The sequence below is a fragment of the Ruegeria sp. AM5 genome, from assembly GCF_056540645.1.
In genome coordinates, this window is the sequence record NZ_JBQFXC010000001.1 from 161400 (window position 1) to 173812 (window position 12413).

A 12413-nucleotide genomic window follows, 5' to 3' on the forward strand; every position below is an offset into this window, starting at 1 on the left:
TGAACTTAAAGGGAGAGAAATCAATGAAGAAATTTACATCCACAACGTTGGGATCGCTTATTGCCCTTGCCGCATCGATGTCAGCGGCACAGGCTGACAAGTTGACACTTTATTGTTCTGCGCAAGAGGATTGGTGCCAGCTTATGGCGCGCAGTTTCGAAGATGCGACTGGCATTGACGTCAATATGACCCGTAAATCCTCAGGTGAGACATTTGCTCAGATCCGTGCAGAAAGCTCCAACCCCAAGGGTGATGTCTGGTGGGGCGGAACGGGTGATCCGCATCTGCAGGCCGCAGAAGAGGGCTTGACGATGGAATACATGTCGCCGATGCGTGACCAGCTTCATGATTGGGCGATTTCTCAGGCGGAAAGCGCTGGTAACAAGACCATCGGCATCTATTCAGGTGCGCTTGGTTACGGCTACAATGCCGATCTTGTCGCCGCGAACAACCTTCCCGAACCTGCTTGCTGGAAGGACCTTCTGAAGCCCGAGTACAAGGGGCACGTTCAGATGGCGAACCCGAACTCATCAGGTACGGCCTACACGACTCTGGCCTCGATGGTGCAAATCTTCGGCGAGGACGAAGGATTTGAGTTCATGAAGGGGCTACATTCGAACATCAACCAATACACCAAATCGGGCTCGGCACCGATCAAGGCTGCTGGTCGAGGCGAGAATACAATTGGTATCGTTTTCATGCATGACGCAGTAAAGCAGGCGGTATCGGGTTTCCCGATCAAAGTCGTCGCGCCATGTGAAGGTACTGGTTACGAAATCGGTTCGATGTCGATCATCGAAGGCGCGCGCAACGAAGAAGAGGCCAAGAAGTTCTATGACTGGGCATTGTCGCCCGAGGCGCAGAACCTCGCCCTTCAGGTAAATGCCTTCCAAGTGCCGTCAAACAAAGGTGCTGAAACTTCGGAAAGCGCGCCTGACATGAGCCAGATCAAGCTGATCGACTATGACTTCAAGAAATACGGCTCGTCGGATGAGCGCAAGCGCTTGCTGCAGAAATGGGACGAAGAGGTTTCGGTACTGCCGCAGTAAATGACTGACGACACGACAAAAACGACCCATCCGGTTCTGATCTTCTGGGTCATCGCCGGGTGGGTCGGATTCTGCCTGCTGCCGTGGTACATGGTTGACGGTGGCCTGTGGTCGTTCGAGTGGCTTTTGGACGGCTACCCGTTTGACGAAGATTATGCGCCTGCTGCCTTTCTGATCGGTCAGGGCGAAAAACTGTGGCTTGCGCCGCTTCTTATCGCTCTACTATTGCCGCTTTCGGTACTAAGGCGCGCCAAATCAGATCCGCTGTATGCGCGCATTCTGATCCTGTCAGGGGCACTGGGCTTCGGCTGGCTGATCGCACAAGGGTTCAGCATCGGAATCCGAGGCTACAATTTCGATTGGCTGGAAGCCTTGTTCGGAGAGCTCGGTGATCGGCAATTCGGCATGGGCTATGGCGCGATGATCTGCGCGTCGAGTTTTCTGTTCCTTCTGACCCAGGGTGTCGCCGCACGTGGGGCGATTAACGGAGACGTCTTCGTGGTCAGCGCCATCGGCGGTGTGATCACCATCGTCACCGCGTTTGTGTTCTTTCCCATCGCCAAGATGCTGTTCGCTGCCTTTGTGACGGAAGAGGGCGCGTACTCCATCGCAGTGTTCTTCTCGAAGTTCTTTGACGACCGGCTTTGGGGGCTGGGATGTTTCTGGGGCGCACGATGCGGGGCGGCATGGAACTCACTGTTTCTGGCCATCCTCGTCGGCTTCATCACCACTGCGCTCGGCTTGTGCTTTGCGCTTGTCGTGACCCGCTCGGGCTTTCGGTACAAGCGCGCGTTGCGCGCACTGACGGTTCTGCCGATTATCACGCCACCGTTCGTGATCGGCCTAGCGCTGATCCTGCTGTTTGGATTGTCGGGTTCAGTAACGCAGTTCTTTGCCGAATTATTCGGCACCCAACCCACTCGCTGGCTGTATGGCATGCCGGGTGTTCTGATTGCGCAGACGTTGGCATTTACACCCATCGCCTTCCTTGTGCTGATTGGCGTCGTTGAAGGGGTGTCTCCCTCGATGGAAGAAGCAGCCCAGACATTGCGCGCGAATAGATGGCAGACGTTCAAAACCGTGTCCCTACCGTTAATGCGCCCTGGCCTTGCTAATGCTTTCCTTCTGGGCTTCATCGAAAGCATGGCCGATTTCGGCAACCCACTTGTGCTAGGTGGCAATTTCGATGTGCTGTCGACCGAGATTTTCTTTGCAATTGTTGGTGCGCAATATGATCAAGGCCGCGCTGCGGTTCTGGCCATGGTGCTTCTGTTCTTCACGCTTTCAGCCTTCTACGCGCAGCGAGCCTGGCTGGGTAAGAAAAGCTACACCACAGTCACGGGCAAAGGTGACGCTGGCGTACATCCATTGATGCCAACCAGCCTTTCCATCCCGGTGCTAACCGTCGCCCTTGGCTGGGCGGTGTTTACCATCGTCGTCTACGCCATGATCGTCTACGGCAGCGTGGTTGAACTGTGGGGAGTCAATAATTCCCTGACGTTCAAGCACTACGTCACTGCCTTCTCGGTTCGGTTCGAGTCGGAAGGAATTCGCTGGACAGGGGCCGCATGGGACAGTTTCTGGACCACCATAACAATCGCCGCAATCGCCGCGCCGCTTACGGCTGCAGTTGGGCTCGTGACGGCCTATCTACTAACCCGGCAGAGTTTCGCAGGCAAAGACGCTTTTGAGTTCGGCACCATGCTGTCCTTTGCCATCCCCGGTACCGTGATCGGTGTCAGCTACATTCTCGCCTTCAACGTGCCACCGATCGAGATCACGGGCACGGGTGTCATCCTTGTTGTCAGCTTCATCTTCCGCAACATGCCGGTCGGTGTCCGGGCCGGCATCGCCAGCATGTCGCAACTGGATCGCAGCCTTGACGAGTCCTCGCTGACGCTGGGCGCAAATTCCTGGCAGACTTTCCGCCGGATCATCCTGCCTCTGCTACGCCCGGCAATTCTTGCCGCCCTTGTCTACAGTTTCGTGCGGGCCATGACGGCGATTTCGGCGGTGATTTTTCTGGTCAGCGCGGAATATGACATGGCGACCAGCTATATCATCGGGCGGGTCGAGAATAACGACTATGGTCTCGCCATCGCCTATTCCACCACACTGATCTTTGTGATGCTGTCAGTGGTTGCCCTGATGCAGTTGATCGTGGGCCGGACCAAGATCGGGCGACGAATGACGCAGTCGCGGACCAATGTTTAGGAGAGTTTGACATGAGCCTGCAGTCCAAAGCCGCGCCGGTTCGGTTCGAGTCCGTGACAAAGATGTTTGGCAAGGATGTCGTTGCCGTCGACGACATCAACCTGCATGTCGAAGCCGGAAAGCTGGTCACGCTGTTGGGCCCGTCGGGCTGCGGCAAGACGACGACGCTGAGGATGATCGCAGGGCTCGAAATGGCCACCTCGGGAAAGATCACCATCGGGGATCGCGATGTGACCAAACTGCCCGCGACGGACCGCGACGTATCCATGGTGTTCCAGTCCTACGCGCTGTTTCCTCATATGAGCGTGCTTGAGAACGTGATGTATGGCCTCACGTTCTCGGGTCTTGCTAAAGACGAGGCCCGCCGCCGCGCTTTGGACGGTTTAGAGCTGGTTGGCCTGAAAGGTTTTGACGGCCGCCTCCCGTCAGAACTGTCTGGTGGCCAACAGCAGCGTGTCGCCGTTGCCCGCGCTTTGGTTCTGGAACCGCAGGTGTTGCTGTTCGATGAACCGCTATCCAACCTTGATGCGAAGCTGCGCCGTCAGGTCCGAGAAGATATCCGGGCTATCCAACAGGACCTTGGTCTGACCGTCGTCTATGTGACGCATGATCAGGAAGAGGCTCTGGCGGTGTCGGACGAAATCGTCGTGATGCGGAACGCCGCGATTGCCCAGATTGGCACCCCCCGCCAGCTTTACGATGCCCCGAATGATCGCTTCGTTGCGGATTTTATTGGCGAGGCCAACCTGTTGGCCTGCCAGATCATCTCCGTTGAAGGCGATGAGGCGACGATCGAAATTGAGGGATACCGCCACACATTGCCATCCCGCGGCGTGCCCGAAGGATCTGCAACCGTTGCCATCCGTCCCTCTCGTCTCGTGATCGGATCCGAACAGGGAATTCCGGCCACCGTGGCCAAGGCAACTTATGTCGGTGTCCGCATGGAATACACACTGACCGGAGCGTTCGGTCAGGTCTTTGCAGTCCATGACGATGTGGATGCCCCGCTTGAACCCGGCACTGAGATCCGGATGGGCTTTGCCGACAAGGGGCCGGTCCTTTTGCCCGAATAGATGCCAAAGCTTCTGATCATCACGCACCCCGAAGTCGCCATCGACCCGAACGTCTCTGTGACGGGCTGGGGGCTTAGCGATACGGGTCGTCGCCGTGCTGCCGCTTTTGCCGCTGATGAAATCTTTGCTGAGGTCACCCAAATCTGGACTAGCACAGAACAAAAAGCGCGCGATACAGGCGAGATACTGTCGGCGCCTAGAAATCTGTCAGTAAAACAAAACGCTGCGCTTGGTGAAAATGACCGCAGCGCCACCGGTTTTCTTCCGCGGGAAGAGTTCGAAGCGGCCGCTGATGCCTTCTTTGCCCACCCCAACACCAGTTTTCGCGGCTGGGAAACTGCCGCTGCCGCCCAGCGGCGCATACACAAGGCAGTGACTTCGATTATCGAAACGCTTGATGGCAGTGACCTCGCCATCGTTACCCATGGGGCCGTCGGGACCCTTCTGTGGTGCTCCTTGTCGGGCCGTCCTATCGATCGGGGGTATGACCAGCCCGGGCAAGGCCATTATTGGCAAGCCGATCTAACGGACCTTAAACCGCTGAGTGGATGGCGCTCAATCGACTAGATTGTCAGGCCTGCCATGCGTTCTCAGAGATTTCACGCAAAGTATTAAACACATCCGGAGTACCAGCGATCACCCGACCGCCGTTGCGGATCATTACACCTGCGTCCTGATCTTCAACCACGCCGCCTGCTTCCGCGATCATCAATTGACCAGCCAGACAATCCCAGGCGTTCATATGTTCTTCGACATAGCCAAGCAGCCGGCCCGCTGCGACATAGGCCAGTGACAGCGCGCCACTGGCGTTTCTGTGAAACATGGCCCCACGCTCGATCAGGTTCGCGACGATTGGAACAATGTTACGGTTATCCACCCGGTTCGAATAACCCACTGCCACCGTTCCTTGATGCAGCGCAACACCCGAAGCGACCCTCATTGGCGCATCATTCAGTGTTGCCCCGCCTCCGCGCGAGGCTACGAAGGTCTCATTGATATTTGGGTCATGGATTACACCGATCTCGGTATTTTCCTCAGCGACGCCCGCCAGAACGATGGTCCAGGCCGGAATGCCATTGACGAAATTCGTGGTGCCATCAATTGGATCGATCACCCAGTCAAATCCGCTTGAGCCTTGTGTTTCACCATGCTCTTCGCCAAATATGCCATCGTTGGGCAAAGCCTCGGCGATCCTCTGGCGGATGAAGGTTTCGACATTCCGGTCTGCCTCGCTGACCCAATCCTGTGCGCCTTTTTGATCGACGATCAAACCGCCCCGGTCGGAGAAATATCTGGAGGCGATTGTGCCAGCTTCCTTGCAGATCGCGATCGCGAAGTCTTTGCGTTCTTTGAGGTAATCCATTGGGAATCCAAATCATATCTGTTGTTGGCCAAAACTGTGCAGGCTTGGTGATGGAATGGCAAATACCAAATGCTGGTGAACTCGGTCCGGGGCCGCCATTGACAGGCGTGCCTTCAACCGCATCTCATGTCTTCGAACAGGGTGCGGGCCTCAAACCAGATACCTTGCTGTACGAATACGTCGCCGCGAACAGATGTAGCAGTAAAGGAAATGGTAGCCCGTAGGGGAATCGAACCCCTCTTTCCAGGTTGAAAACCTGGCGTCCTAACCGATAGACGAACGGGCCATCCAGACCAGACAAGCAAAATGGTAGCCCGTAGGGGAATCGAACCCCTCTTTCCAGGTTGAAAACCTGGCGTCCTAACCGATAGACGAACGGGCCACGCTGGCTTGTGGAGGGCCTTTTACGGTTTACCTTGCCCCCCCGCAAGACGAAAAACGCAAGGCTGCGAAACTTTTTTGGCCGCTTCCAAGCGGTGTTTAATCGGCTATCAGACAGCCTCTGCGGCGTCTTCCAACCGCAACTGCACGCTCTGTCGCCCACCCCAGGTATTCACCTCAAGCCGGCCCGCGAAATGGAACCGCGCTCCACCGTGATTGGACAGGCGTTCACCCAGTGGGCCATCGAAGGCTCCGAAGGCGATGGCATCCAGCCCGCCGGACATTCCGTCCGACAGTGACAGCTTCAGATGCGTCTCGCCCACGCGTTTGGCAAAGCGCACTTGCAGATCGGGCAGGGCATAGCGTGGGGCAGGGGCTCCGGCCCCAAAAGGGCCTGCTTTTTCAACTTGTTCGATCAGATCAACCGTCGCGGCCCCGAGCATAAGTGCCCCGTCTAGTTTCAAGTCGGTGGGGCCGCCTTGGCCTGCGCCCTGTTTGGCCAGAAGTTCGGACAGCCGCGCCATCGCGGGCTCCAGCTGATCACGCATCACCGTCAGGCCAGCCGCCATCTTGTGGCCCCCACCTTTGACCAGCAGACCCTCGGCAGCCAGACGCTGGATCGATGCGCCCAGATCAACGCCCGCGACGGAACGGCCCGAGCCTTTGCCCTCATCCCCGTCGAACCCGATCACGATAGCGGGCCGGTTTGCCGACTCTTTCAGCCGCGAAGCAACGATACCTACCACGCCGGGATGCCAACCGTCGCCTGCGGCCCAGACCAGCGGCGCATCCAGCCCACGGTCCTCGGCTTGCGCCAAAGCCGCCGCGCGGACCGCGTTTTCGATTTCGCGCCGTTCCGAATTCAGGGCATCCAGCCGCTCGGATAAGGCTTCGGCCTCAGTGATCGAGTCCGTGCTCAGCAGCCGCGCGCCAAGATCAGCCTGACCAATGCGACCGCCTGCATTTACGCGCGGCCCCAATAGAAACCCCAGATGATAGCTATTGGGCGCGGTATCCATGCGCGCGACATTCGACAGGGCAACCAGACCGGGCCTTTGCCTTTGGGCCATCACTTTCAACCCTTGCCGCACCAGCGCCCGGTTGGCGTCGATCAACGGCGCAACGTCCGCCACTGTGGCCAGCGCCACCAGATCGAGCATTGCCATCAGATCCGGCCCCTTGGCCCCGGCCTCACGCAACTGACGACCCGCCTCGACCAGCATCAGGAACACCACCGCAGCAGCGCAGAGATAGCCTAGATCGCCGCTTTCGTCCTGTCGGTTCGGGTTCACCACGGCGACGCAATCCGGCAGGGTTTCTGCACCCAAATGGTGATCCAAAACGATCACATCCGCACCCTTCGCCGCCGCGATAGGTTCGTGGCTCAGCGTTCCGCAATCCACGCAGATGATCAGGTCATGGCTAGCCGCCAGTTCCTGCATTGCAGGTACATTTGGCCCATAGCCTTCATCAATCCGGTCGGGCACATAAAGCGTCGCGGCAAGCCCCATCTGGCGCAGCCACACCAACAACAACGCAGCCGAACTGCCCCCGTCCACATCATAGTCAGCAAACACTGCGATCTTTTGGCGCTTGCGCACAGCCTGTAGAAACCGGGCCGCAGCGACGTCCATATCTTTCATCGATCGCGGGTCGGGCAGCAGTTCCTTCAACTTGGGTTCCAGGAAACCGGCGGCCTCCATCACCGGTACACCGCGCCGTGCCAAAACCTGACAGACGGCGCGAGGCAGATCTGTCTGCTGCGCCATCATTTCTGCTGACCGCTCGACCTCAATCCCCGGTCCGATCCAGCGTCGCCCCGTCAGAGATTGCTCTACGCCCAGAAATGCCACATCTCACCTCATGCACTAAGGCCGGACCCCTGGGGATCCGGCCTCTTGGTCTTTTATGAATACTCTTGCTGAAGGCGCTGGCGCAAGCCGCTATGCTTCGTTGTGTGGCCACATCGGCGTGCGGTAGGACATCCGCCGCACCGAGCCCGTTTTTGATCGCATGAGCAGCGTCGTTGTTTCAACCCAACCCGGTTCCCGCTTGATGCGCGGCAGCAGTGAACCTCCGGTGACCCCAGTAGCGGCAAAGATGACATCCGCCGTTACCATCTCGTCGCGCGCATAAACACGGTCCAGATCGGTGATGCCCGCCTTGGCCGCCCGGCCACGTTCGTCGTCATTACGGAACAACAGGCGGCCAAAGATCTGACCGCCCATGCATTTCAGCGCGGCTGCGGCAAGCACACCCTCGGGCGCACCACCTTGACCCATATACATGTCGATGCCGGTCACTTCGCTTTCGGCGCAATGCATCACACCTGCGACGTCGCCATCTGTGATCAGGCGGATCGACGCACCGGTATCGCGGACTTCAGCAATCATCGCTTCGTGGCGAGGACGCTCCAATATGCATACGGTAATATCCGCAGGCTCACAGCCTTTGGCCTTGGCCAGCGCTTCAACTCGCTCGCGCGGGCTCATGTCCAAGCTTACGACACCTTCGGGAAAGCCCGGACCAATGGCCAGTTTGTCCATGTATACGTCCGGAGCGTGTAGCATTGAGCCGCGCGGGCCCATGGCAATGACGGTCAGCGCGTTGGGCATATCCTTGGCGGTCAGGGTTGTGCCTTCAAGCGGGTCCAGCGCAATGTCTACGCCCGGGCCGTTACCAGTGCCAACCTCTTCGCCGATATAGAGCATTGGCGCTTCATCACGCTCGCCCTCACCAATGACAACGACACCCTCAATGTCCAGAAGGTTCAGTTGTTCACGCATAGCGTTGACGGCAGCCTGATCGGCAGCTTTCTCATCACCCCGGCCAACCAGAGAGGCGGACGCCAGCGCGGCCTGTTCTGCCACCCGTGCAAGGCCCAGAGACAGCAGGCGGTCGTTGAAATCGATCTTGGCAGCGTTCATCTTCGCATATCCTTTGGTCAGCTAAGGCGTTTTATCCGGCATAGCCTGCGCGCAGCATAGGCCGCAAGGGGTCAGACTTGTTCGATACGCAGGGCGACGGGTTCTCCGGCCACCACATCGGTGGCGCGCAGGCCATCCAGTGCATGGTCCAGCGTCGCCCGCGTGGTTTTGTGGGTCACGATCAGCACAGGCGCTGTGCTTTCTGTGTGCCCATACTGCCGCATCCGGTCGATCGAGACTCCAGCATCGCCCAGAATCGCCGCGACCTTTGCCAGAGCACCGGGTTTGTCCAGAAGACCGAGCCGCAGATAGTAGGGTGCAGGTAAGCCAGTAACGGCGGAGGCTGCGTCTTGTAGGGTCGTCGCCGGGCGGCCAAATGTCGGTATATGCAAGCCTCGCGCCAGATCGCAAACGTCGCCCACCACCGCGCTGGCAGTGGGACCTTCACCGGCACCGGGGCCGCGCAGAACGATTTGTTCAACTGCGTCCCCATCCAGCACAACCATGTTTGTTCCGCCTTCCAACTGACCTAGCGGAGAATTGCTCGGCACTAGACAGGGTTGCATCCGCTGTTCCAGTCCGCGCGCCGTTCGCTGTGCTACACCCAACAGCTTGATGCGATACCCCATGTCGTGGGCCTGATGGATGTCATCGAGGCTAATATGCTGAATGCCCTCGATCTCGATCCCGTCGAAATTCGGCTTGGTGCCAAAGGCAATCGAAGACAGCAGCGCCAGTTTGTGCGCCGCGTCGATGCCGCCAACATCCAGATTAGGATCAGCTTCAAGATAGCCAAGCTGCGCGCATTCCTCGAACAGGGCGTTATAGCCCAACTCCTGCGATTGCATCCGGGTCAGAATATAGTTGCAGGTACCGTTCATGACGCCCATGACACGCGTGATCTCGTTACCCGCCAGTCCTTCGGTCAGAGATTTGATTACCGGGATACCACCCGCGACAGCCGCTTCGAAGCGAATTACACGCCCTGCGGCTTCGGCCAATTCCGCCAATTCCTGCCCGTGAATCGCCAGCAGCGCCTTGTTTGCGGTGACGACATCCTTGCCACTGGTCAGCGCCGCCTCGACCGAAGCTTTCGCGGGGCCGTTCTCCCCGCCCATCAGTTCGACAAAAACATCGATGTCTTCGCGTTTGGCTAATGCAACGGGATCGGTTTCCCATGCATAATCCGAGAGGTTTACGCCACGGTCCTTGCTGGCATCACGGGCCGAAACTGCGGTGATCTCGATGCGACGCCCGGTGCGGGCGTGCAACAAATCGGCATGACGACGCACAATTTTGACCACACCCACGCCAACGGTTCCCAATCCGGCAATTCCAAGCCTCAGCGCCTGTGTCATTCCCTTGGGTCCTTTCTGCTCGCAATACCGCCCGCGATGGCGAAGTGTCCTTTGCGGGCTGCCTTAGCGGGTTCGAGGCAGGGGTGCAATCCGTCTAATCTTTTGGAGCTAGTGGCGTGACCGAAATCCTAGTTAATCTCGGCATTCTGCAGCGCTTCGGCCTTTTCCGCCAACGCTTCGCTGCGTGCTGTCAGGTCTTCTTCTACCTCTTCCGCTTCGCTGATTGGATCGGTCGGAGGGCCGAGGGCGGGATCTAAAGCAATAAGCTTGGGGTAGGGTGCCTTGCGCAATGCGGCGGTTTCGCTGCCTTCCAACTCAGGGATATTTGCGCAGCCGGCGGTGGCCAGCACAAAGAGAATGGGCAGCAAAAGCTTCATCGCAGTCCTTCGGGTCGCAGCGTGTATCCCGTGATGCACGTTTTGTCGGAATGGTTCAAGCGGGGTTCTATCTGAACGTCTGTTCAGATACGATCGAAGCATGGCGCGTACACAAGGTTCTCATTCCGATATCACCGGCCCCCGCATTCGCGAGGCCGCACTGGGGCTGTTTGCCCGTCATGGCTATGCCGCGGTTTCAATGCGGCAGATCGCAGGGGAGGTGGGGGTGCAGGCTGGGGCACTCTATAATTACACGCCCGACAAGCAGAGCCTGCTGTTTCGGCTGATGCGCGATCACATGCAGGATCTGATGGCCGCCTATGACGATCTCGACCGGTTTGATAATCCACAAGATGCGTTGCGTCAGTTTGTCGGGTTCCACATCCGTTTTCACCTGCAGCGTCCCGACGAGGTGTTCATCGCTTACATGGAGCTGCGCAATCTGAACCCCGAAAATTTTGCCGAAATCGAGGCCCTGCGCCGCCGTTACGAGGACTCGTTAGAGCATATTCTGCGTAACGGGCAGCAATCGGGTCAATTTTCGGTCACCGATACCAAGATCGCCACATTAGCGGTGATTGCCATGCTGAATGGTGTGATCACTTGGTATCGCAGCGGTGGCCGCCTGTCGCTGGATGAGGTCGAGCAGGTGTATTGGGACATGGTCCGCAAAGCAGTCACCGCCTGACCCGCCCTTAGTGGGCAGGTCGGATGAAAGTGCCGTTCCGCAACTCCCGAAACGCTTGCTGCAATTCCGCCTGAGTGTTCATCACGATCGGGCCATGCCACGCCACGGGTTCATCGATCGGAGCGCCCGAGATCAAAAGAAACCGCACACCCTCGGGCCCGGCCTGAACCGTGATTTCATCTCCGGTTCCGAACCGAACCAACGTCCTGTCGCCTGACATGTCGCGGATGTTGACCTCTTGCCCGGCAACTTCTTTTTCCAAAAGAACACCGGTTGGCTGAGACGCATCAGCAAAGGCAGCACTGCCTTCAAAGATATAGGCGAAGGCCCGGCGGTATGTGTCGATCGGAATGGTTTTTTTCACCCCTGCCGGTATGCTGATATCCAGGTATTGCGGATCGGCAGCGATACCGTCCACTGGGCCCGTACGTCCCCAGAATGTACCGACAATCACACGGACCTTTGTCCCATCATCATCGATGATTTCCGGAATATCAGTGCTTTGAACGTCCTGATAGCGCGGGGTGGCCATTTTCTGATCTGATGGCAGATTGCCCCACAGCTGGAACCCATGCATCTGACCGCTGGCCGACCCCTTGGGCATTTCCTGATGTAGGATACCCGACCCGGCGGTCATCCACTGGACATCTCCGGCACCCAGCGTGCCGCTATTGCCCAGCGAGTCGCTGTGTTCGACTGTGCCGGACAGGACATAAGTGATCGTTTCGATGCCCCGATGCGGATGCCACGGAAAACCGGCCATATAGTCCAATGGGTTGTCATTCCGGAAATCATCGAACAGCAGAAACGGGTCCAGTTCCGACGGGTCCTGAAACCCGAACGCCCGGTGCAATTTGACGCCCGCGCCTTCCATTGTCGGGACCGCCTTGCGGAATTCCAAAGTTGGTCTGAGTGACATAAAAGCCTCCTGATCCTTAGACCGGAACTTATGCGTCGGCCTGAGGCAGTCAATTTGCGCAGGA

At 58.0% G+C, this 12413-nt stretch carries 11 protein-coding genes and 2 tRNA genes; 5 read left to right on the plus strand and 8 right to left on the minus strand.

Going from position 1 to position 12413, the window contains the following annotated elements; all coding sequences use genetic code 11:
- Positions 1 to 23 precede the first annotated feature (23 nt).
- The 4 genes from ACR0AH_RS00810 to ACR0AH_RS00825 are packed head-to-tail and all read left to right on the plus strand — an operon-like array spanning position 24 to position 4903.
- Positions 24 to 1049, plus strand: a complete 1026-nt coding sequence (locus ACR0AH_RS00810; RefSeq protein ID WP_170565762.1) for an ABC transporter substrate-binding protein — start codon at positions 24 to 26, stop codon at positions 1047 to 1049.
- Positions 1050 to 3263, plus strand: a complete 2214-nt coding sequence (locus ACR0AH_RS00815; RefSeq protein ID WP_480589904.1) for an ABC transporter permease — start codon at positions 1050 to 1052, stop codon at positions 3261 to 3263. It begins immediately after the preceding gene.
- Between the two features lie 11 nt (positions 3264 to 3274).
- Complete coding sequence (locus ACR0AH_RS00820) at positions 3275 to 4336, plus strand: ABC transporter ATP-binding protein (RefSeq protein ID WP_480589907.1); 1062 nt, start codon at positions 3275 to 3277, stop codon at positions 4334 to 4336.
- Positions 4337 to 4903 (plus strand): histidine phosphatase family protein, encoded by a 567-nt coding sequence (locus tag ACR0AH_RS00825; protein ID WP_480589909.1) that lies wholly within the window; start codon positions 4337 to 4339, stop codon positions 4901 to 4903.
- Between the two features lie 4 nt (positions 4904 to 4907).
- On the opposite strand, the gene ACR0AH_RS00830 is transcribed toward ACR0AH_RS00825, so the two are convergent.
- The 7 genes from ACR0AH_RS00830 to ACR0AH_RS00860 all read right to left on the minus strand — a co-directional run bounded on the left by ACR0AH_RS00830 (position 4908) and on the right by ACR0AH_RS00860 (position 10742).
- Positions 4908 to 5699: an inositol monophosphatase family protein gene (locus tag ACR0AH_RS00830; protein WP_480589912.1), complete on the minus strand. Its 792-nt coding sequence runs from the start codon at positions 5697 to 5699 to the stop codon at positions 4908 to 4910.
- A 211-nt stretch (positions 5700 to 5910) separates the two neighbouring features.
- Positions 5911 to 5985: transfer RNA gene (locus ACR0AH_RS00835), tRNA-Glu, on the minus strand.
- A gap of 21 nt (positions 5986 to 6006) precedes the next feature.
- A tRNA-Glu gene (locus tag ACR0AH_RS00840) sits at positions 6007 to 6081 on the minus strand.
- Positions 6082 to 6190: 109 nt separating this feature from the next.
- Positions 6191 to 7933 (minus strand): single-stranded-DNA-specific exonuclease RecJ, encoded by a 1743-nt coding sequence (gene recJ / locus ACR0AH_RS00845; protein WP_480589915.1) that lies wholly within the window; start codon positions 7931 to 7933, stop codon positions 6191 to 6193.
- A gap of 90 nt (positions 7934 to 8023) precedes the next feature.
- Positions 8024 to 9007 (minus strand): class II fructose-bisphosphatase, encoded by a 984-nt coding sequence (gene glpX / locus ACR0AH_RS00850; RefSeq protein WP_170422349.1) that lies wholly within the window; start codon positions 9005 to 9007, stop codon positions 8024 to 8026.
- Positions 9008 to 9078: 71 nt separating this feature from the next.
- On the minus strand, positions 9079 to 10365 hold the full coding sequence (locus ACR0AH_RS00855) for a homoserine dehydrogenase (protein ID WP_480589918.1): 1287 nt from the start codon (positions 10363 to 10365) through the stop codon (positions 9079 to 9081).
- A 128-nt stretch (positions 10366 to 10493) separates the two neighbouring features.
- Positions 10494 to 10742, minus strand: coding sequence for a hypothetical protein (locus ACR0AH_RS00860; protein WP_170396262.1), 249 nt, complete (start codon positions 10740 to 10742; stop codon positions 10494 to 10496).
- 100 nt (positions 10743 to 10842) lie between these two features.
- Here ACR0AH_RS00860 and ACR0AH_RS00865 point away from each other — a divergent pair, with 100 nt between their 5' ends.
- Positions 10843 to 11430 carry a TetR/AcrR family transcriptional regulator gene (locus tag ACR0AH_RS00865; protein WP_170422345.1) on the plus strand — a complete coding sequence of 196 codons (588 nt, stop codon included), beginning with the start codon at positions 10843 to 10845 and terminating at the stop codon, positions 11428 to 11430.
- A 7-nt stretch (positions 11431 to 11437) separates the two neighbouring features.
- Here the strand turns inward: ACR0AH_RS00865 and ACR0AH_RS00870 are convergent, their stop codons facing one another.
- A complete protein-coding gene (locus ACR0AH_RS00870; protein WP_170733427.1) occupies positions 11438 to 12349 on the minus strand; it encodes a pirin family protein in 912 nt (303 codons plus the stop codon).
- Between the last annotated feature and the right edge of the window lie 64 nt (positions 12350 to 12413).

Bases quoted from the DNA above. Each gene is read 5' to 3' on its own strand.
- ACR0AH_RS00870 (WP_170733427.1), bottom strand. From the start codon at position 12,349: ATGTCACTCAGACCAACTTTGGAATTCCGCAAGGCGGTCCCGACAATG.
- ACR0AH_RS00865 (WP_170422345.1), top strand. From the start codon at position 10,843: ATGGCGCGTACACAAGGTTCTCATTCCGATATCACCGGCCCCCGCATT.
- ACR0AH_RS00830 (WP_480589912.1), bottom strand. From the start codon at position 5,699: ATGGATTACCTCAAAGAACGCAAAGACTTCGCGATCGCGATCTGCAAG.
- ACR0AH_RS00860 (WP_170396262.1), bottom strand. From the start codon at position 10,742: ATGAAGCTTTTGCTGCCCATTCTCTTTGTGCTGGCCACCGCCGGCTGC.
- ACR0AH_RS00825 (WP_480589909.1), top strand. From the start codon at position 4,337: ATGCCAAAGCTTCTGATCATCACGCACCCCGAAGTCGCCATCGACCCG.
- ACR0AH_RS00815 (WP_480589904.1), top strand. From the start codon at position 1,050: ATGACTGACGACACGACAAAAACGACCCATCCGGTTCTGATCTTCTGG.
- glpX (WP_170422349.1), bottom strand. From the start codon at position 9,007: ATGAACGCTGCCAAGATCGATTTCAACGACCGCCTGCTGTCTCTGGGC.
- ACR0AH_RS00810 (WP_170565762.1), top strand. From the start codon at position 24: ATGAAGAAATTTACATCCACAACGTTGGGATCGCTTATTGCCCTTGCC.
- ACR0AH_RS00855 (WP_480589918.1), bottom strand. From the start codon at position 10,365: ATGACACAGGCGCTGAGGCTTGGAATTGCCGGATTGGGAACCGTTGGC.
- ACR0AH_RS00820 (WP_480589907.1), top strand. From the start codon at position 3,275: ATGAGCCTGCAGTCCAAAGCCGCGCCGGTTCGGTTCGAGTCCGTGACA.